16 protein-coding genes are annotated in these 20,942 nt (G+C 64.2%); 10 read left to right on the top strand and 6 right to left on the bottom strand.

Annotated features, from left to right (window positions below):
* On the top strand, positions 1-207 hold the full coding sequence (locus tag OSH10_RS04825; protein WP_266330476.1) for a hypothetical protein: 207 nt from the start codon (positions 1-3) through the stop codon (positions 205-207).
* A gap of 79 nt (positions 208-286) precedes the next feature.
* Here OSH10_RS04825 and OSH10_RS04830 read toward each other — a convergent pair whose 3' ends face one another.
* Entirely contained in the window at positions 287-1,468 is a 1,182-nt protein-coding gene (locus OSH10_RS04830) for an acetate/propionate family kinase (RefSeq protein ID WP_266330478.1), read from the bottom strand.
* A gap of 182 nt (positions 1,469-1,650) precedes the next feature.
* Here OSH10_RS04830 and OSH10_RS04835 point away from each other — a divergent pair, with 182 nt between their 5' ends.
* On the top strand, positions 1,651-4,047 hold the full coding sequence (locus OSH10_RS04835) for a phosphoketolase family protein (RefSeq protein ID WP_266330480.1): 2,397 nt from the start codon (positions 1,651-1,653) through the stop codon (positions 4,045-4,047).
* Between the two features lie 78 nt (positions 4,048-4,125).
* The gene (locus OSH10_RS04840; protein WP_266330481.1) at positions 4,126-4,338 is read left to right on the top strand and encodes a ChaB family protein; all 213 of its coding nucleotides are present in this window, start codon (positions 4,126-4,128) and stop codon (positions 4,336-4,338) included.
* Positions 4,339-4,519: 181 nt separating this feature from the next.
* Here the strand turns inward: OSH10_RS04840 and OSH10_RS04845 are convergent, their stop codons facing one another.
* The 3 genes from OSH10_RS04845 to OSH10_RS04855 form a co-directional block, all read right to left on the bottom strand.
* On the bottom strand, positions 4,520-5,503 hold the full coding sequence (locus OSH10_RS04845) for a zinc-dependent alcohol dehydrogenase family protein (RefSeq protein WP_266330482.1): 984 nt from the start codon (positions 5,501-5,503) through the stop codon (positions 4,520-4,522).
* A complete protein-coding gene (locus OSH10_RS04850) occupies positions 5,500-6,195 on the bottom strand; it encodes a CBS domain-containing protein (RefSeq protein WP_266330483.1) in 696 nt (231 codons plus the stop codon). The genes OSH10_RS04845 and OSH10_RS04850 overlap by 4 nt, the downstream gene beginning before the upstream one ends.
* Positions 6,196-6,406: 211 nt before the next feature.
* Complete coding sequence (locus OSH10_RS04855; protein ID WP_266330484.1) at positions 6,407-6,592, bottom strand: hypothetical protein; 186 nt, start codon at positions 6,590-6,592, stop codon at positions 6,407-6,409.
* A gap of 576 nt (positions 6,593-7,168) precedes the next feature.
* On the opposite strand from OSH10_RS04855, the gene OSH10_RS04860 reads away from it, so the two are divergent.
* Positions 7,169-9,829 (top strand): erythromycin esterase family protein, encoded by a 2,661-nt coding sequence (locus OSH10_RS04860; RefSeq protein ID WP_266330485.1) that lies wholly within the window; start codon positions 7,169-7,171, stop codon positions 9,827-9,829.
* Between the two features lie 320 nt (positions 9,830-10,149).
* On the opposite strand, the gene OSH10_RS04865 is transcribed toward OSH10_RS04860, so the two are convergent.
* Complete coding sequence (locus tag OSH10_RS04865) at positions 10,150-11,763, bottom strand: arylsulfatase (protein ID WP_266331109.1); 1,614 nt, start codon at positions 11,761-11,763, stop codon at positions 10,150-10,152.
* A gap of 383 nt (positions 11,764-12,146) precedes the next feature.
* Between OSH10_RS04865 and OSH10_RS04870 the strand changes: the two genes are divergently transcribed.
* The 4 genes from OSH10_RS04870 (at position 12,147) to OSH10_RS04885 (ending at position 17,691) form a co-directional block, all read left to right on the top strand.
* Complete coding sequence (locus OSH10_RS04870; RefSeq protein ID WP_266331111.1) at positions 12,147-12,518, top strand: DUF411 domain-containing protein; 372 nt, start codon at positions 12,147-12,149, stop codon at positions 12,516-12,518.
* Positions 12,519-12,761: 243 nt separating this feature from the next.
* Positions 12,762-13,832 carry an HlyD family secretion protein gene (locus tag OSH10_RS04875; protein WP_266330486.1) on the top strand — a complete coding sequence of 357 codons (1,071 nt, stop codon included), beginning with the start codon at positions 12,762-12,764 and terminating at the stop codon, positions 13,830-13,832.
* On the top strand, positions 13,829-16,579 hold the full coding sequence (gene rbbA / locus OSH10_RS04880; RefSeq protein ID WP_266330487.1) for a ribosome-associated ATPase/putative transporter RbbA: 2,751 nt from the start codon (positions 13,829-13,831) through the stop codon (positions 16,577-16,579). Before OSH10_RS04875 ends, rbbA begins: the two co-directional genes overlap by 4 nt.
* Entirely contained in the window at positions 16,579-17,691 is a 1,113-nt protein-coding gene (locus OSH10_RS04885) for an ABC transporter permease (protein WP_266330488.1), read from the top strand. The genes rbbA and OSH10_RS04885 overlap by 1 nt, the downstream gene beginning before the upstream one ends.
* Before the next feature lie 51 nt (positions 17,692-17,742).
* On the opposite strand, the gene OSH10_RS04890 is transcribed toward OSH10_RS04885, so the two are convergent.
* Entirely contained in the window at positions 17,743-18,663 is a 921-nt protein-coding gene (locus tag OSH10_RS04890; protein WP_266330490.1) for a LysR family transcriptional regulator, read from the bottom strand.
* Positions 18,664-18,819: 156 nt separating this feature from the next.
* Here OSH10_RS04890 and OSH10_RS04895 point away from each other — a divergent pair, with 156 nt between their 5' ends.
* Together OSH10_RS04895 and OSH10_RS04900 are read left to right on the top strand one after the other, a co-directional pair.
* Positions 18,820-19,635, top strand: coding sequence for an alpha/beta hydrolase fold domain-containing protein (locus OSH10_RS04895; protein ID WP_266331113.1), 816 nt, complete (start codon positions 18,820-18,822; stop codon positions 19,633-19,635).
* 40 nt (positions 19,636-19,675) lie between these two features.
* Positions 19,676-20,866, top strand: a complete 1,191-nt coding sequence (locus OSH10_RS04900; protein ID WP_266330491.1) for an efflux RND transporter periplasmic adaptor subunit — start codon at positions 19,676-19,678, stop codon at positions 20,864-20,866.
* The last annotated feature ends 76 nt before the right edge of the window (positions 20,867-20,942 follow it).

The raw sequence follows: 20,942 nt of genomic DNA on the forward strand, positions 1-20,942 counted from the left end.
ATGACCTTCAAATACACTTTCACGTTCCCCATCAGCGGCCCGAACAAGTTGCCGCGCTTCAAGGGCTGGGCTGCCGAAAACGCCCCTGACATCGCGATCAGCCTCCCGCCTCAGGTCCCCGCCAAGAACGATACGCTGACTATACGTCTGAAATCTGTCGAGGATCGGCAGACGCTGACGGCGAAGCTGGCAGGCGTCAGCCTCTAGTCCGCACGGCGGTGGCGGGGTCTCCCGCCACCGCCTGTCCTCATCGCGGTGTTGAAGCGTGCGCCAAGGCTGGCAAGGCCTATGCACCCGTCGCCAGGGTGTGCCGCGCGATCATGCTCTCCTCGTCGGTCGCGATCACGCGAACTTCGACCCGGCTTTGCGGCGCGCTGATAAGCGTCTCGCCGCGTTCATTGGCAGCCTGATCCAGAACGATGCCGAGCCACTCCAGACGGGCGCAGACTGCGGCGCGGATGGGAGGCGCGTGCTGGCCAATCCCGGCCGTGAAAATGAGGCCATCCAGACCTCCGAGCGAACTCGTCAGCCCCCCGGCCTCGCGGGCGATCCGATACGCGAACAGTTCGACCGCCTCGGCAGCCCGAGGATCGGGGCTTTCGAGCAGGGTGCGCATGTCGCTGGAAATCCCGCCGGAAACGCCAAGCAGGCCCGATCGGCGGTAGAGAAGGTCCTCTATCTCGGCGGCCGTCATCTCCTGCTCCTGCAGCAGGTAGAGGATGACGCCGGGATCGAGCGTGCCCGGCCGCGTGCCCATCACCAGGCCGTCCAGGGCGCTGAAGCCCATGGTCGTATCGATACTGCGTCCCCGATCGAGGGCGCAGAGACTGGCGCCATTGCCCAGATGCGCGACGATCACCCGGCCGCGGGCCAAGGCGGGCGCGAGGTCGGGCAGGCGGCTCGCGATGGATTCATAGGACAGGCCGTGAAAGCCGTAGCGGCGAATGGCCATCGTCTCATATTCGCGCGGCAGAGCGAAGCGGCTGGCGACGGCCGGCATGGTGTGGTGAAAAGCCGTGTCGAAGCAGGCGACCTGAGGCAGATCGGGTCGCGCGGCGGCGATCGCCCGGATCGGCGCGAGGTTCTGCGGTTGGTGCAGCGGCGCCAGTGGCGTGATCCTGTCCAGCGAGGTCAGAAGCGCCGGCGTCACCCGTTCGGGCTCGGCATGGTCGGGTCCGCCGTGCACCACCCTGTGGCCGACGGCGATCAGCCGGTCGCTGCCAAGATGCGCCTCGATCCAGTCGATCACTTTCTCAAACAGCGGTCGCGAGCCGCCTGCGGCATCCGGCCAGGCCTCATCGACAAGCGTCTCGCCGTCGACGTCCCAGGCCAGGAAGTGCGGGTGCTCGGCGATCGCCTCGATCTCGCCGCGCAGCGCGAGTTCCAGCGTGTCGGGACGGCCCACGCGGAAGAGCGCGAATTTGAGGCTGGACGAGCCGGCATTCAGGGTCAGGATCGCTTCGGTCATGGTCCTGATTTCTCCCCCGTGGACCGCCTGCCTCGCCCTTCCAGCTCGCCTTGATGCACATCAAGGCGTCCCTTGCAGAGGCGCCGCAGTTTTCAACGCACGGGCTTTTTCCGCTGGCTGCGCTATTCTGGGTGACGCAAGCCATAGTAGATCTTTCGCGGCCTCACAACGGAGCGTGCCGAATGACAACCGCCGAGCAGAGCGTTTCCGGAGCGGAGTCGCCACCCTTGTCGCCGGACGAGGTGCGGCTGATCAACGCCTGGTGGCGGGCGGCGAACTATCTCTCCGTCGGCCAGGTCTATCTGCTGGCCAACCCGCTTCTGCGCCAACCTCTGACCCGGGCGCACGTCAAGCCGCGCCTGCTTGGCCATTGGGGCACGACGCCGGGCCTCAACTTCATCTACGCCCATCTGAACCGGGTGATAAAGCGCGACCATGCGAGCGTGCTCTACATCGCGGGGCCCGGGCACGGCGCGCCGGGCGTCGTTGCCAGTACCTGGCTCGAAGGTACCTATAGCGAGCTTTATCCCGAGATTTCCCAGGACGAAGCAGGCATGTGCCGCCTGTTCCGGCAGTTTTCCTTTCCAGGCGGCATTCCCAGCCATGCCTCGCCGGACACCCCGGGTTCGATCCATGAGGGCGGCGAGCTCGGCTATTCGCTGAGCCACGCCTTTGGCGCCGTCTTCGACAATCCCGATCTCGTCGTTGCCTGCGTCGTGGGCGACGGCGAGGCGGAGACCGGCCCGCTCGCCACCGCCTGGCACGGCAACAAGTTCCTCAACCCGGCGCATGACGGCGCCGTGCTGCCGTTTCTCCACCTCAATGGCTACAAGATCGCCAATCCGACCGTGCTGGCCCGGATCCCGCATCGGGAACTCGAAGCCCTGCTGCGCGGCTATGGCTATGCGCCGATCTTCGTCGAAGGCGACGAGCCCGAGGCGATGCACCAGAAGATGGCCGCCGCCCTCGACGTCGCCTTCGCGTCGATCCGCGCCATCCAGCAGAAGGCCCGGACCGGTGGCGGCACGGCCGAGCGGCCGGTCTGGCCGATGATCGTGCTGCGCTCGCCCAAGGGCTGGAGCGGGCCGAAGACGGTGGACGGCAAGCAGACCGAAGGCTCCTGGCGTTCGCATCAGGTCCCGTTCACCATGGAGAAGCCGGAGCATCTCGGCCTGCTGGAGGCATGGCTGCGCAGCTATGTGCCGGAAGAGCTGTTCGATGCATCGGGGCGGCTGCGGCCGGAGATCGCCGCGCTGGCCCCCGTGGGCGAGAAGCGGATGAGCGCCAATCCGCACGCCAATGGCGGAGCGTTGATGCGGCCGCTCAAGCTGCCGGATTTCCGGGATTACGCGGTGGCGGTGCAGCAGCCGGGCGGTGTCAGCGCCGAAGCGACCCGGATCAGCGGCGGTTTCCTGCGCGACGTGATGCAGAAGAACGCGGCGAACCGGAATTTCCGCGTCTTCGGCCCCGACGAGACGGCGTCCAACCGGCTGCAGGACCTGTTCGACGTCACCAACCGAACCTGGGATGCCGAGATCCTCGCCTCGGACGATCACCTGTCGCCCGATGGCAGGGTGATGGAAATCCTCAGCGAGCATACCTGCCAGGGCTGGCTCGAGGGCTACCTGCTCACCGGCCGGCACGGCTTCTTCTCGTGCTACGAGGCGTTCATCCACATCGTCGATTCGATGTTCAATCAGCACGCCAAATGGCTGAAGACCGCGAAGGAGGTCGCCTGGCGGCGGCCGATCGCGTCGCTGAACTACCTGCTGACCTCACATGTCTGGCGCCAGGATCACAACGGCTTCAGCCATCAGGATCCGGGTTTCGTCGATCATGTTGTGAACAAGAAGGCCGAGATCGTCCGCGTCTACTTCCCGCCGGACGCGAATACATTGCTTTATGTCACCGACCACTGCCTGCGCAGCTGGAACCGCATCAACGTTATCGTCGCGGGCAAGCAGCCCAGTCCGCAATGGCTGACCATGGACGAGGCGATCAAGCACTGCGCGGCCGGCATCGGCATCTGGGAATGGGCCAGCAACGATCGCGGCGCCGAGCCCGATGTCGTCATGGCGTGCTGCGGCGACGTGCCGACGCTGGAGACACTGGCCGCCGTCGACCTGCTGCGCCAGTACCTCCCGGATCTCAAGGTGCGGCTCGTCAATGTCGTCGACCTGATGACGCTGCAGCCGAAGACCGAGCATCCGCATGGTCTGTCCGACGCCGATTTCGATGAATTGTTCACGCGCGGCAAGCCGGTGATCTTCGCCTATCACGGGTATCCCTGGCTGATCCATCGCCTTGCCTACAAGCGGGCCAACCACGAAAACATGCATGTGCGCGGCTTCAAGGAGGAGGGCTCCACCACCACACCCTTCGACATGGTGGTGCGCAACGAACTCGACCGTTTCCACCTCGTCGCCGACGTGGTCGACCGCGTGCCGGGCCTCGGCGCCGCCGCGGCCTATGTCAAGCAGGCGATGCGGGACCGGCTGACGGAGCATTATCATTACGTCCGCGAGCATGGCGCCGACATGCCGATGGTCGCCAACTGGCGCTGGCCGGGCGTGGAGTGACGAAGGGGGGCGGCGGCGGCTTGCGCGTCGCCCCTATATCCGGCGGACGGACACCCAAGGGCTGGCGGAGGTCGCAACATGCCCTATGCCGAGCTGGACGACCTGCCGCTCGCCGTGCGGGCCCACTTGCCAATTCACGCCCAGGAGATCTTTCGCGCGGCCTTCAACAATGCATGGACCGAATATGCTGCGAGGGGTGATGAGGCGCGGGAGGATATCGCGCGCCGGGTCGCCTGGGCCGCCGTCAAGCACAGGTACCGGAAGGAAGGCGACCAATGGATCGCCCGCTGAGTGCGGGGCAGCGAGAGAGGGCGGTTTCGTGAGCCTGTCGGCACCGCCCCTGATGGCACTTGGCCTTGTCTCTCTCGCGCCCTCGAAGGCCTGATGCGGGTGGCGATGAAACGGTCCCACGGGGATCCAGGCATTTCCGGGCCATGCAACGTGTGAACGGCCGAGCCGCTGGAAGGGGTGGTCAGGGCACCAGGACAGCGGCGCCCTGAAACCGGCCGGCGCGCAGGTCGGCCAGCGCCTCATTCGCCTTGTCGAGGGAGTAGACTGTGGTGGTCGTGCGGATCCCCGCCTTCGCGGCGATGGCGAGAAAATCGATTCCATCCTGCCGGGTCAGATTGGCGACCGAGACCAGCTGACGCTCCTCCCAGAGAAGATGGTAGGGAAAGCTCGGAATATCGCTCATGTAGATGCCGCCGCAGACAACCTTCCCGCCCTTTCGGACGGCTTGCAACGCCAGCGGTACCAGCGCGCCGACGGGGGCGAACAGGATCGCCGCGTCGAGAGGCTCGGGCGGCAGTTCGTCCGAGCCGCCGGCCCAGACCGCGCCGAGCGACCGCGCCATGGCTTGGGCCGCCTCGTCGCCGGGCCGCGTGAAGGCATAGACCTCGCGTCCCTGCCACCGGCAGACCTGCGCCAGGATATGGGCCGCCGCGCCGAACCCGTAGAGGCCGATCCGCTCGCCACTGCCGGCGATGACGAGCGAACGCCAGCCGATCAGTCCCGCGCACATCAGCGGCGCCGTCGCGACGGGATCGTCAAATCCGTCGAGCGGAAACGCGAATTCGGCTTCGGCCACGACGTGGGTCGCGAAGCCGCCATCGCGCGTATAGCCCGTGAAGGCTGGCTCGTCGCAGAGGTTTTCTCGGCCCGATCGGCAATAGGGGCAATGTCCGCATGTATGCGCGAGCCAGGGAACGCCGACGCGGGCGCCGAGGCGCGGCCAGGTGACGCCGGCCCCCTGCGCCTCCACGATGCCGACGATCTCGTGGCCCGGGACGACGGGCAGCGGGATGTGGCTGAGGTCGCCATCGACAACATGCAGATCCGTCCGGCAGACGCCGCAGGCTTCGACACGCAGGCGGATCTCGCCCGTGCCCGGGACGGGATCCGGCCGCTCTTCCAGCACCAAGGGTTGCCCGATGGCGCGCAGCACCATCGCCCTCACGGCAGGACCGCCATGCCGGAAAGCGGCTCGATATAGAGGAGTTCTTCCCGGACCGACTTCACGCCCGGCACGTTCTCGGCCGCGACCCTGGCCGCGGAGCGGCTGCGGTCGTCGAAAATTGTCCCCGTCAGCTCGACCTCGCCATTCTCCACCTGCACCCGCACGAAGCCTCCCCAACCTTGCGTGGCGATCTCGGCTTCGATGCGGGCCCGAATTCGTTCGTCATCGGAAATTCGCCGAGGCTCGGACGACAGGATCTGCAGCATGGCCCGCATGAGGTCCGAACGGGTCAGGATGCCGACGAGCTTTCCCTGATCCAACACCGGCAGGCGCTTGACACGATGCTTGATCATCAACTCCACCGCTTCGTCGAGCGGTGCATCCTTGCGCGTCGTCACGACATCGCGCGCCATGACCTCGCCGACCTTTCGGCCATGCAAGTGGACATATTGGTCAGCCTCGGTCCCCTCGGAGGTCAGCCACTCCAGCCACCAGGACTTCTTCGGCTCCGTCCCCAGTTCCGCACGCCGCATGAAGTCGGCTTCGCTGATCAAGCCGAGCAGTTCGCCATCTGCCGACACCACGGGAAGTCCGCTGATCCGGCGCGCCAGCATGAGGCGTGCGGCATCCTGGATCGACATGTCGGATCTCGCGCTAACAACCGGTGTGGTCATGACGCTATCGACGAGCATCTATATCTCCCGTTTACTTCGTTCTTCCACGAATGCTGAGATCTAAAAACTCAGTTCATTCCGTAAATTCATATACTTTGGTAAAGTTGAAATTATTATCCCGCGTCAGTCGAGAATTACCGGAAAATAAATTTCATATTTATTGAAATATAGTATTTAATCATCTAGATATATTAATCTATATTTCAATAGGTGTGATTTCAGATCCAATTTACTTTTCTGGTTCGCGGTCCGCGCGCGGCTCTTGATGCGCGTGAGGAGGCAATCCGCAACGCTTGGCTTCGTGAAGGGCCTCGATGAGTTGAGCGGCGAGTTGGTACTCCTCAAGAGCTTCCGCTTCCTTCACCAAAATGAACAACTGGCGGGATATTTCCGCTAGACGAGCATTCTTCTCCATCGTGTCTTCTCCAGCTTTCGATCGTACTCCCGAAGCAATGGTTCCGTCATCACATTTGCGAGGATCTGCCCACGGCAGATCGGGCCGCCTGGAGAGCCAGGAAAAGCAGAGGTCGGCAGGAAGTCTGCAAAGGGGCCGTGTCGTCATCGGACGAGCGAAGTTTCTGCGCAGCGGCGGCTGACGTCCATGGAAACGAAGTCAAGGAGGCCGACGGCGTGCGCCGCCTTCGAGCCCGCCCGTCCAGTACAAAACGGCCCCCGCATCTTGACGCGGACGCAACTTTCCTGTTCCAGCGGCATCCTCGGCGCCCGCATTGTTGCGAGAACGTCTCTACCCTGCCCCCCGCGGGCTCCACCGGCTATCACGATCTCTCGAGGAGGCTTGCCGATCCTCATGTATACTTACAATTCGTAGCGGCGTGACAGTGATTACTGGGGGCCCGGCTGTCGATCGGCTCCCTCTACTCGGAACAGCCATCTGGGTTCGTGCGGCTCCCGCTACGTCGCCACTGGGGCCCTGGCGAGCCCGAAGTGTTGGCGGCGCTGAAAGCGTAGAGAGACTTGGCAGGGGGCCTGGATGTCCGGCTCGTCCTTCCGATTGATGGATCGTGCGGACGCAGGTCGCCAGCTGGCGGCGAAGCTGGCGGGCCTGTCGCTGCACAATCCCGTTGTCTACGCCTTGCCGCGTGGCGGCGTCCCTGTCGCCCTGGAAATCGCGCGAGCCTTGCGGGCCCCGCTCGACCTGATCCTCGCCAAGAAGATATCCGCGCCGATGGCGCCGGAACTGGCCTTGGGCGCCGTGGTGGAGGGGGAGCCCCCTCAGATCGTCATCAACGAGAGCGTCAGACGCGCCACGCACGTGGACGATGCCTATATCTCGCAGGCCCGCGAAAGGGCGATCCTGGAACTCGCGCGGCGCCGCGCCCGCTATCTCGGCGACCATTCGCGGATCGACCCGGATGGGCGCACGGCCATCGTCGTCGATGACGGAATCGCGACGGGCGCCACGGCGAAAGCTGCCCTGATCGCGCTCAAGAGGCGGGGGGCGGTTCGGTCCATATTGGCCATTCCTGTCGCCCCAAGGGAAACCCTGGCCGAGATGGCCGAGGACGCCGACACGATCGTGTGCCTGCATCCGGCCAGCTTCTTCCAGGGCGTCGGCTACTTCTACGACGATTTCCATCAGCTCTCCGACGAGGAAACGATCGGTCTGCTGCGCCAGGCCTGGTCGGAGGGGCTGGAGGCGCCGTTGGGGCAGGGGCTGCCAACCGAGCGGCGCGAGGTGCTGATCCCACCGGTCGACCTGGCGGGAGATCTGTGCGTCCCGCCCAATCCGCGCGGAATCGTCCTGTTTGCGCATGGGAGCGGCTCGAGCCGGCTGAGCCCCCGCAACCGGGCTGTCGCCGAGACGCTGAATGGCGCGGGCTTCGCGACCCTGCTGCTGGATCTGCTGACCGCGGCCGAAGCCAAGGACCGGCGGAACGTATTCAACATTCCCCTGCTTGCCGAGCGGTTGATCGAGGCGACGCTCTGGATCGGCTCCGAGCCCGACATTTCCGATCTTGCGCTTGGGCTGTTCGGGGCCAGCACCGGGGCCGGCGCGGCGCTGCTCGCGGCAGCCGAACTCGGCGACCGGATCAGCGCAATCGTATCCCGGGGCGGCCGTCCGGATCTGGCAGGCCCGCGAATGTCGGAGGTGACCGCGCCGACGCTTCTCGTCGTTGGTGGCGCCGATCCCCAGGTGCTGGACCTGAACCGCCAAGCCCTGGCCAGGCTCACCTGCGAAAAGCTTCTTCGCATCGTCCCCAACGCCACGCACCTGTTCGAGGAGCCGGGCGCGCTGGAGGCGGTCACCGGCATGGCGAGCGCATGGTTCCAGCACTATCTGCTGCCGCTGCCAGGCCCCCGCCCGTCAATTGCCCCGGAAAAGGGAACCAGGCGGCCCTTGGTCGAATTGCTTCGCGCCGCCGCCGAGCCCTTGCCTCCCCTGGATGACCCGCTCTTCGCCGCCGCGTTCGACCGATTTGGCCGGGCGCAGATTGTCCTGCTGGGGGAATCATCGCACGGGACCTCCGAATTCTACCGCGCGCGGGCCGCCATCACGCGCCGGCTGATCGAGCGCCACAACTTCACGGCCGTGGCGGTGGAAGCCGATTGGCCGGACGCCGCCGCCATCGACCGTTACGTCCGCCATTCCGCGCATCGTTCCATGAGCGCGTCGCCCTTCACCCGGTTTCCCAACTGGATGTGGCGCAATCGCGATGTCGATGATTTCGTAGGCTTCCTGCGTGAGCATAATCGGGCGCTGCCGGCGGCGGACCGCGTGGCATTCTACGGTCTGGATCTCTACAGCATGACCGCGTCGATCGCTGCCGTGCTCGCCTATCTGGATCGTGTCGATCCAGAAGCCGCGAGGATCGCCCGAGCCCGATATTCCTGCCTGTCGCCCTGGTCGGGCGAGCCCTCCGCTTACGGTCGGGCCTCCCTTTCGGAAGGCTATGCACTCTGCGAGGCTCCCGTCACGCGGATCCTCATCGACCTGCTCCAGAAGGAGGTCCGGTATTCGGAACAGGATGGGCAGAGCTTCTTTGACGCCATGCAAAACGCCAGGCTCGTGGCCAATGCGGAGCGCTACTACCGGGCGATGTATTACGGTGCCCGCGAATCCTGGAACTTGCGCGATCGCTATATGTTCGAGACGCTTCAGAGCATCCTGACCCGGGCGGGGCCGCACGGCAGGCTCGTTGTCTGGGCCCATAATTCGCACATCGGCGACGCCCGCTACACCGACATGGGAACCGAGCGGGGGGAAGTGAATATCGGTCAGCTTTGTCGCGAGCAGTACGGGCAGGGCGCGGCGCTGATCGGCTTCGGCACCCATTCGGGCACGGTTTCCGCTGCGAGCGAATGGGATGCCCCCATGGAGGTCAAACGAGTCCTCCCCTCGCGTCCGGACAGTTTCGAGGCCCTCTGTCATGAGGCGGGATATGAACGCTTCCTGATCGATCTGCAGCAGGGCGACCAGGCGGCACTAAGGCAAGGGCTGAGCCAGCCGGTTCTGGAACGATATATTGGCGTGATCTACCGGCCGGACACGGAACGCTGGAGCCATTACAGCTATGCCTGTCCCGCCGAACAGTATGATGCTTTCGTCTGGCTGGACGATACCCACGCCGTGACGCCATTACCCGGCCAAGTGACGTCGGGAGAAGACGAAACCTATCCGTTCGGCTTGTGAGTTTTCAGCCTGAACGTCCGGCTCCGATTGGTTCGCCAGATATTTCTGGGTCCGGAATGAAGGACACGACAGACATCGCCCGATCGCTCGGGCCAGCGGCGGCGGCGCGAAGCGATCCGCGCAGCCAGGACCAGGCAGAACGGCGCCTCGTCGTCCGGCGCGACGGCCCCAATCTGCCAGATCCTGGCCTCGCAGCGCTGGCTGCGCCAGTCCGGCTGTGTCTGGGGCGGGGCGAGGCCGGATGGCTGCATGGAACCTCAGTCGCCAACCCTTTGAAGAAGACGGGGACCGAAGTCCCCGTCTCGTCGTCCGTCCGGAGACTAGTTTCCCGTCGGCATCGGAATATCGACGCCACCCTTCATGAGTTGGTCCCTGACCCACTGGAACTGCTGATATTTGGAGATCTCAATCGGGCCGCTATAACTGGCGCTCTGCAGCTTGCGTGGGGGGTACTTCACGTAGGTCTGCATCAGATCCTTGATGGCTGCGCCGATCGTGACCATCGTCCAGGTGCGCTCGGTGTAATTGTTCATGAAGATGTCGTAGCGCTCCTGCGGGTCCTGCCAGAGGTCGAAGACCTGGGGGACGGTGGCGACATATTTCTCGGCCCCCTTCCAGCCGAGATTGCTGTCGACGGCGAGGCCGCCCGTGTGGGCGCCGTCATCGCCGCGCAGGTTGAACACCGCCTTGTAGTTGCCGACGCGAGCTGCTCCCGGCGTCAGTTCGTTCTCGGTGAAATAGAACCAGGCCGTACGCTCCGACTTGCCGGTGCCCTTCAGGATCGGTGTCATGTCGTAGCTGTCGAAGATGATCGGCTGGCCCTCGCGATCCTTGTCCGGCAGCGGCACGCCGGCGGCGGCGGCGAAGGTGGCCATCAGGTCGAGTCCGCCGACGATGTCGTGGCTCTTGCTGCGCGGCTTGATCTGGCCAGGCCACACGGCAATGGCCGGAACGCGGTTGCCGCCTTCGCGAACCGTGCCCTTGGTGCCGCGGAACGGCGTATAGCCGGCGTCGGGATAGACGTCCTGCCAGGCACCATTGTCGGTGGTGTAGAAAACCAGCGTATTCTTGTCCATGCCGGTCTCGTGGAGCTTGTCCATGATGCGGCCTATGCGCGTATCCAGCTCGACGACGCTGTCGGCATATTTCGATTTCGACATCGACTTATGCTCGAACTCCGGCGCCGGCATGTTCGGCTGGTGCACCTTCATGAAGTTGACGCTGATGAAAAATGGCGTGTCCGGCTTGGTCGCCGCGTCGTCCAGGAACCCGAGAGCGGCCTTCTCGACATAGCTGTCGAAGAATGGAATGCCGACGACGCCTTCCTTGCCGTCGATCGTCGGGGTGTCGACATACTGGCCGTTGATCTTGAACTCCTCGACAACCGGTCCTCCGGCATTGCCCGTCAAGGCGCCCTTGGTCACCCGCTGGAACATGGCCCGCAGCTTAGGGTCCATGTCGGGGAACCAGGTTGGATCGCCATAGGTGTACGCATTGAGGTGGTAGAGGCCGCAATACCGCATCACGTCGAAGCCCTGGGCGTTCGGCAGAGCATAGTCCGCCTCGCCGAGATGCCACTTGCCGGTGAAGTAGGTGCCGTAACCGCCCCGCTTCAGCACCGAGGCCAGGGTCCATTCGGCCGCCGGCAGTCCGCCGCCCTCGCCCTGGAAGGCGACCGTCGTCATGCCGCTGCGGTTGGGGATGCGCCCTGTCATCATCGCGGCGCGTCCGGGCGTGCAACTTGGCTGGGCGTAGAAGGAGAAGAAGGTCATGCCGCTGTCGGCGAGCTTGTCTATATTGGGTGTCGGCATGCCGCGGCCCTCGCCGCCGCCATACGGCCCGAGGTCTCCATATCCGGTGTCGTCGGAAACGATCATAAGGATATTCGGTTTGCTGGTTTGCGCGGATGCTTCCCCAGCGGTAAGGGCTGTCATCGCCAATAAGGCGATGCTCAAATTCGACGGTTTCATTCCAATTCTCCCTGAGTCATCAAGAATTATCCGGAGAATCCGGCACATCTATTTGATGGGGCTTAGAATGGAGAGTCGTAATTTTAGCATGACGTAGATGCTATCCCGTCGATGACAGTAGCGCGGCCCGGCGGGGTCGCCAAGGAGGCGGGCGATGAACAAATCGCGGGTGACGTCGTCGGACCCGGTTCTGGGCGGCGTGTCATCGCACGGTATTCAAACTGGAAAGGACAACGGACGGCCCGGGCCACGCTTTCGCGCTGCGCGCTCCTGATCGGCGGGGCCGCCTTGCTGGCCGCCTCTCCCCTGGGGCTCTGACGCAAGGTGGAGGGCCGGCGGTTCACGTGATGAAGGATCCCGGCTGCGGATGCTGCTCGGCCTGGGTCGAGATCCTGCGGGCGGACGGGTTCGAGGTGGGGGGGGGCGAAGAGCGCCAGGCAACGTTGCCCGCACGCTACAAGCGAGACAGCGGCATCCCGCTACAGATGGCCTCCTGCCACACGGCGCGGATCCAGGGCTATGGGATCGAGGGCCACGTGCCGGCTGCCGACATTCGCCGGCTGCTGGCGGAACGTCCCGACGCCGTCGGCCTCTCCGTCCCCGGCATGCCTTATGGCTCGCCGGGCATGGGGGCGGAGCCGCAGCGCGAGGCCTATGACGGGTTCCTGATCCGCCGGAATGGCGGCACCAGCGACTTTTCCCACTATGCCGCCGCTTGAGGGCCGAGGTCGGCCGGCGGCTTGCAACCTCAACTGGTTGATGGAGGCTGGCGCTCGCACCCGCCTTGCGCACGACCCGCTTCCCGCAATATTCTGCGGGGGCTCATCCGGCGGAGACACCAGCGTGGTGCTTGCGCAGAGCGGTGTGCTGTTCCCGGCTGCGCAACAGCCACCGTCCTCCCAGGGCAGAGCGTGCCCGGACGGTGTTGCTTCGGCGCTGCCATCATCGGGTGAGGATGCGACATGAGCCGTGCCAAACGGAGTTGGCTGCTCGTTGGTCTGCTGGTGCTCCTTGCCGCAATCGCGTTTTATGCTTGGCAACGATCCCGAAACGATGCCTTGCCCGAGGGAATTGCACGGGCGAATGGTCGCATAGAAGCCGTCGAGATCGATATCTCGGCGAAGTCTGCGGGGCGGGTGAAGGAGATCCTTGCTGAGGAAGGTGACTTCGTGAAGGCCGGCGACGTGCTGGCACGCATGGACACGGCGCAGTTGCAAGCGAAGCGCCGCGAAGCCGAGGCTCAATTGCGCCGGTCCCGGATCGCCGTGGACACCGCCAATCTCCTGGTCACGCAGCGCCAGGCCGAGAAGAAGACCGCGGAAGCTGTCCTCAGCCAGAGGCAAGCGGAACACGATGCAGCGGTGCAGCGTTTCCAGCGTTCGGAGAAGCTCGCGGCCAGCAACACCATCTCGCAGCAGACGCTCGACGATGACAGAGCGGCCGAACGGGGCGCGGCCGCGGCGGTCGCTGCTGCGGAAGCGCAACTGGTGGCGAGCGATGCGGCGATCAATACCGCGCGGGCGCTGGTCATCGACGCCCAGGCGGCGATGGAAGCCGCCGGCGCCGCCACCGAGGCGATCGACACGGAAATCGACGATGCGACCCTCCGCTCGCCACGCGACGGGCGGATTCAATATCGCGTGGCCGAGCCCGGCGAGGTTCTGGGCAGCGGAGGCAGGGTGATCAATCTCGTCGATCTCGAGGACGTCTATATGACGTTCTTCCTGCCAACCGCCGAGGTGGGGCGCGTGGCGATTGGCAGCGAGGTCCGGCTGGTCATGGATGCGGCGCCGCAATACATCATACCGGCCAAGGCCACCTATGTCGCCGACGTGGCGCAATTCACGCCGAAAACGGTCGAGACGGAGGAAGAGCGCCAGAAGCTGATGTTCCGCGTCAAGGCGAGGATCGACCCTGAGCTGCTGCGCAAATACATCCAGCATGTGAAGACCGGCCTGCCCGGCACGGCCTATGTCAAGCTGGATCCGAAAGCCGAGTGGCCTGCCGCGCTGCAGGGAAATCTGCTCCAATGAAGTCTGGAGCGCCGCCCGAGCCGGTGGTGCGGCTGCAGGGCGTTTGCCAGAGCTATCGGGCGGTGGCGGCTCTCCAGGACATCACACTGGACATTCCGCCGGGCTGCGTGGTCGGCCTGATCGGCCCCGACGGCGTGGGAAAGTCGAGCCTGCTGTCTCTGGTGGCGGGCTCGCGCGTGATCCAGCGCGGCAGCATCACCGTGCTCGGCGGCGACATGGCGGATGCAGCCCATCGTCGGCGCACCTGTCCCCGCATCGCCTACATGCCGCAGGGGCTGGGCAAGAACCTCTATCCCTCGCTCTCAGTCTTCGACAATGTCGATTTTTTCGGACGCCTCTTCGGCCTTGACCGCCAGGAACGGGATCGCCGTATCGGCGCGCTGCTGGAGAGTACCGGGCTGGCGCCTTTCGCCGACCGCAGGGTGGCCAATCTTTCCGGCGGCATGAAGCAGAAGCTCGGGCTCTGCTGCGCGCTGATCCATGATCCCGATCTCCTCATTCTCGACGAGCCGACGACCGGCATCGATCCGCTATCGCGGAAGCAGTTCTGGGAACTGATCGAGCGGATCCGCGCCAACCGCGGCGGCATGAGCGTGATCGTGGCGACGGCCTATATGGAGGAGGCCGCGCGCTTTGATTGGCTGGTTGCCCTGGACCGCGGGCGCGTGCTCGCGACCGGCACGCCGGCCGAACTGCTCGCCCGGACCGGCGCCGCGGACCTCGATGCCGCCTTCATCGCCCTGTTGCCCGCCGAAGCGTCTCAAGGCCATGAGGCGGTGGTGCGCCCCGCCCCTCTGCCGGTCGCCGATGGAGAACCGGCGATCGAGGCCGAGCATCTCACAAAGCGCTTCGGTGATTTCACGGCGGTCGACGATGTCAGCTTCCGCATCGCGAGGGGGGAGATCTTCGGTTTCCTCGGCTCCAACGGCTGCGGCAAGACCACCACCATGAAGATGCTGACCGGCCTGCTTCCCGCGAGCGCGGGTCAGGTCCGGCTGTTCGGCCGGGAGGTCGATCCCCGCGACATCCAGATCCGGCGCCGCGTCGGCTACATGTCGCAGGCCTTCTCGCTCTACTCCGAACTCACGGTGCGCCAGAATCTGGAACTGCACGCCCGGCTGTTCGCCCTTCCGGAGGCCGGCATACCGGCGCGGATCACGGAGGTGGCGCAGCAGTTCGACCTGATCGAGCAGATGGACGCGCTGCCGGACGAATTGCCGCTCGGCATCCGCCAGCGATTGTCCCTGGCGGTCGCCATGATCCATTCGCCGGATATCCTGATCCTCGATGAGCCGACATCTGGCGTCGACCCGGTCGCTCGGGACAATTTCTGGCGCATTCTCATCGAACTGTCCCGTCGCGACGGGGTCACCATCTTCGTGTCCACCCACTTCATGAACGAGGCCGAGCGCTGCGATCGCATCTCCCTGATGCATGCGGGCAAGGTCCTGGTCAGCGACACGCCCGAAGCGATCGTGGCCAGCCGCGCGGCGCCGACCCTCGAAGCCGCCTTCATCCGTTATCTGGAGGACGCGGCGGGCGATACGTCCCGCAACGCGACGCCCGCGCCGTTGCTCGTCGGCGCTTCAACACATGCGGCGGCTGGCGCCACACGCCTCCTGTTCGATCCACGCCGGATGCTGGCCTACACGAAGCGCGAGAGCGTGGAACTGCTGCGTGATCCAATTCGCGCGACCCTGGCGACGATCGGCAGCCTGCTGCTGATGTTCGTGATCGGTTATGGCATCAATATGGATGTCGAGAAGCTGTCCTTCGCAGTTCTTGACCAAGACGACACCGCCATCAGCCGAGACTATGCGCTCCAGCTTGCCGGTTCGCGCTACTTTACGGAGAAGGCGCCCCTGACCGGCTATGCCGACATGGACCAGCGGATGGAGCGAGGCGAGATCAGCCTGGCGCTTGAAATTCCGCCGGGCTTTGCGCGCAATCTCGCGCACGGCCGCAACGTCACCGTCGGCGCCTGGATCGATGGCGCCATGCCGACCCGGGCGGAAACCGTCCGGGGCTATGTCGAGGGAATGCACTCGACCTGGCTCGCCCAGAAGGCGCGGGAGGCCTATGGCAAGGCTGCCGATCAGCGCGATTTCCAGATGGAGATCCGCTACCGCTACAACCCGGATGTCCGCAGCCTCGACGCGATAGCGCCGGCCATCATTCCCATGCTGCTCCTGATGATCCCGGCGATGCTGGCGGTTCTGAGCGTTGTGCGCGAGAAGGAACTGGGTTCGATCACGAATTTCTACGTCACCCCGGTGACGCGGATGGAATTCCTGTTGGGCAAGCAAATCCCCTATGTCGCGCTGGGGATGCTCAACTTCCTGCTGCTGACAGCGTTCGCGGTCTACGGTTTCCAGGTGCCCTTCACCGGTAGTTTCACGGCCTTCGCGGCAGCCGCCTTCCTCTATGTGGTCATCGCGACATCGATGGGCTTCTTCCTGTCGACCTTCATGCGCAGCCAGATCGCCGCGATCTTCGCCACCGTGCTCCTCACGATGATTCCGGCGTCGCAATATTCGGGACTGATCGATCCCGTCTCCTCGCTGGAGGGGGCCGGCGCGTTCATCGGGCAGATCTACCCGGCCACCTATTTCGTGATCATATCGCGTGGTGTCTTTTCGAAAGCGTTGGGATTCCACGATTTGTGGGGCGCGTTTGTCCCGCTGCTGATCACGGTTCCGGTCGTCATCGGCCTCAGCGTGGCTTTCCTCCGAAAGCAGGCACGCTGATGCGGCTGGCCAACATCTTCCAACTGGGCGTCAAGGAACTGAGGGTCCTGCTGCGGAACGTCATGCTGCTCCTGCTGATCGCCTATTCCTTCTCGCTTCAGGTCTACACCGCCTCTCGCGCCATGCCCGAGTCTCTCAACCGGGCGCCGATCGCCATCGTCGACGAGGACCGCTCGGCCATTTCCGACCGCATCGCGAGCGCCTTCTACCTGCCCTATTTCGTCGAGCCGAAGCTGATTTCGCCATCCGAGATGGACAGCCGGATGGATGAAGGCCTGGATACGTTCGCGCTCGACATTCCCCCCAACTTCCAGCGCGACCTTCTCGCGGGCCGGTCTCCGACCATCCAGCTCAACATCGACGCGACGCGCATGACCCAGGCGTTCACGGGGGGAGGCTATGTGCAGTCGATCGTTTCGGGCGAGGTCAGCGAGTTCCTGGCACGCCACAGGGCCGAGACGCAGTTGCCCGTCGGGCTCGACCTGCGCGCCCGCTTCAATCCGGAGCTGAACAAAAGGTGGTTCGGGGCGATCAACGAACTGATCGGCGCGATCACGATGCTGTCCGTGATCCTCACGGGCGCGGCGCTGATCCGCGAGCGCGAGCATGGAACGATCGAGCACCTTCTGGTGATGCCGGTGAGCGCCTTCGAGATCATGGTCGGCAAGCTGTGGTCGATGGGGCTGGTCGTTCTGGTGGCGGCAAGCTTCTGCCTCATCGTCGTCGTGCAGGGCCTGCTGGCGGTACCCATCCACGGGTCCATGCTGCTGTTCCTCGCGGCCGCGGCGCTGGATATCTTTGCCATGACCTGCCTCGGCATGTTCCTGGCAATCGTTGCCGGTTCGATGCCGCAATTCGCCTTGCTCGTGATGATGGTCCTGATTCCGCTGCAGCTTTTGTCGGGCGGCGTCACCCCCCGGGAGAGCATGCCCGAGATCATTCGGATCATCATGCTCGCCGCGCCCACCACCCACTTCGTGATGCTTTCGCAGGCCGTCCTCTTCCGTGGGGCGGGCGTCGCCGTGGTCTGGCCGCAACTCGTGGCCTTGCTGGCCATCGGCGTCGCGCTCTTCACATTTTCGCTGAACCGCTTTCGTCGGTTTCTCGGCTAGCCACCGGGGCCGATCCGGCCAATGGCGACCGGGTTCCTGATCAGCCATATGCTAAGAGGACGGCTGGGCGTTCAGGCCCGTTTTTCCCATCAACCGTACCAGCCACTCGACAAAGACCCGCACCTTGTTGCTCAGGTGCCGGTTTGGCGGATAGACGACGTAGAGTGGCACGGGCTCGATACTCCACTCCGGCAGAACCGAAATGAGCCGCCCGCTGGCAATCTCCTCGGCAACCATGCAGCGAGGCAGCTGGCCCGCACCGAGGCCGGAAAGAACCGCCGCCGTGTAGCTGCGTGCGTCATTGACCGATAGCGCATAGCGCGGGTTGATCTCGACCTGCTCGTCGTCCCTTGCGAACCGGAACGACATGCTCCGATTGCTCGGCGGCATGAAGTAGCCGACGCACTGATGGTCCGCCTCAAACTGCGAGGGATGCTTCGGCATCCCGTGCCTCTCCACATAGCCGGCGGAGGCGCAGAATGTCAGGTCGACCTGGCCCACGCGACGCGCAATCAGGGATTGATCGGCGGGCTGGCCGCCCCGCAGTGCGACATCGACATTTTCCGCGAGATAGTCGACGTTCCGGTCGCCGACACCCAGGTCGATATGGATGTCCGGAAACGCCTGGTTAAAATCATTGAGCGCGGGAATGACGATCCAGTCAGCAAAAATGCTGGCCATCTCCACCCGCAAGCGTCCGGTCGGGGTCGAGTAGGACTGGGACAGACTGCCGTCGAGTTCGTCCACTTCGGATATGATCCGCAAGGCGCGCTCATAGTAGAGGGCGCCGTCCGTCGTGACCATAACCCGCCGCGTCGTCCGATTGAGCAGCTTCGTCTGCAGGTGCGCCTCGAGATTCTGGACGAGGTTTGTCATCGATGCTTTCGACAGGCCGAGGGCTTCGGAAGCCTTGGTGAAATTGCCGGTATCGACGACACGAATGAAGGCGCGCATGGCCAATAGCTGATCCATATCAGAGCCTGCGCCTCCGGGAGCGGGTGATTGTTCGAAATCTCGAATAGAGTAGTCGGATTTGGCGCCCTTATTCAAGGCGTTGAATAATGCTAGATTTCTGAAATGACGGGAGCTGCGAACCTTGCGGCCTCAACATCCAGAGTGAGAAGCGTGATCGCCGTCCAAGTGAGAAATGTGGAGTTGGAGCAGCTGGAGGGAGGCTGTGTGTCTGCGCAGATCTATCAGGGCGCAGAATCGGTCCGATGCCCACCCGTCCTCCTGTATTTTCACGGCGGCGCTTTCATGCGTACGGGTCTGGAAGAGTGCCCGCTTGCCCGGTGCTTTGCGGCCACCGGCGCAATCGTCGTGGTGCCGGACTACAATGCGCCCCTCGGCGGTGTGTTTCCCAAACCCATGGAAGTCGGCTTTTCGATCTTCTCCGTCCTTGCGAAGAAATGCGTCGGGTTTGGCGAGCGAAAGTCGCTTCTGATCGTCGGCGGCGAGGAGTCGGGCGCCAACATCGCCGCTGCCGTCGCGCTGAAGGCACGCGATAACTTTGCCGGCGAACTGGATGGCCAGGTGCTTGCTTCGCCGCTGCTGGATCCTTTCATGGGCTCGCCGTCGTTTCGCAATTCCAATGATATCGGGATGCGCCAACGGTGGGAAAATGGGTGGGCCCATTATCTGAGCGGCGGGATCTGTCATCCATACGCCGCCCCCTCCCTCTGTTCGCGCCTTCGTGACGTGGCGCCGGCACTCGTGCTGACGTCGGAAGACGACCCCTTGCTGGATGAAGCGAAAGACTATGCCCGGCATCTGACGGATGCGGGGGTTCCCGTACACCAGACCATTCTGCCTGCCGGGACTGGCTGGCCATCCATCTATGGTGGCGACACGGGCCAGGCATCGTCATGGCAGGATCCAGCAGGAAGCCATTTTTTGAGTTTCACCCGCGAACTCGGCACCCGGTATGCGCGGCTTGAAACCTAGTTGACCATCGCCGGCACCCACACGCCGTAAGGAAAAGACAATGACACCGACTATCAAGCGCTGGGCCCTTGCGGGCACCGGCCTGGGCCTTGCTGCGTCCGTTCTGACCGCCGCCATGGTCCTGGATCTTCCCCTGAGCAGCCATGCAGCGGCATCGGACGGGGTGCTGCAATCCCCGGCAGTGCCCGTTACCGTCACCGTCATAGAGGCTCGTGACGTGAACCGGTGGCAGGAGTTCTCGGGCCGCCTCGAGGCGGTCAACCGCATCCAGATTCGCTCTCGCGTCGCGGGCGCCATCCAGTCCGTCGACTTCCGGGAAGGCTCGCTCGTAAACGCCGGCGACCTCCTCTTTACGGTCGATCCGGGCCCGTATCAGGCTGCCGTCGCCCAGGCAGAGGGCCAGGTCGCGTCGGCCGGGGCCAAATTGAAGCTCGCAGAAATCGAGTTGGAGCGAGGACAGCGGCTGTCGCAGACCCAGGTCATATCGCAAAGTACCCTGGATCAGCGCCAGAACGCCCTGGCCGAAGCGCGGGCGGCTCAACAGATGGCCCAGGCAGTCTTGCAGTCGGCGCAACTCGAGCTCGACTATACGAAGCTGTATGCGCCGGTCACCGGTCGCATCGGCAAGGTCGAAATCACCGCCGGCAATCTGGTGGCCGCCGGATCCGCCTCGCCTGCGCTGACGACGCTCGTCTCGATCGATCCGATCTATGCGAGCTTCGATGTCGCCGAGGACATTGCAGCTGAGATCCTTGCCAAGCTTCCGCCATCCGATGCCTCCCATTCTCCTCTCGAAGAGATACCCGTCGAGATCCAATCGCCGATGGCAGATGGCGCGCCCCTTCGCGGAAAGCTGCAGTTCATCGGCAATCAGGTCGATGCGACCAGCGGCACCATCGGGGTCCGCGCGGTCTTCTCCAATCCGGGTGGCAAGCTGATTCCGGGCCAGTTTGTGCGGATCCGTGTCGGCGAACCGAAGGCCGAGAAGCGAATCCTGGTCAGCGAACGCGCGATCGGTACGGACCAGGACAAGAAGTTCGTCTTCGTTGTCGACGCGGAAGACAAGGTGATCTACCGGCCCGTTCAACTCGGCGCCAGCGCGGGTGGCGAGCGTATCGTCGAAAGTGGCCTGGCCGCCGGTGACCGGGTCGTCGTCAACGGTTTGCAGCGGGTTCGCCCCGGCGCCCTCGTGGCACCGAAGGTCGATGAAGCGGTCGCCGTCCTGAAATAGAGGCCACAGCGGAGGGCCTCCAAGCTCCGCAAAAACCTCAGATTCTTCTAATCGGCCTGCGGAGCGATCCGGGGAC

Origin of the sequence: Kaistia defluvii (assembly GCF_026343955.1) — a bacterium.
Classification (GTDB): domain Bacteria; phylum Pseudomonadota; class Alphaproteobacteria; order Rhizobiales; family Kaistiaceae; genus Kaistia; species Kaistia defluvii.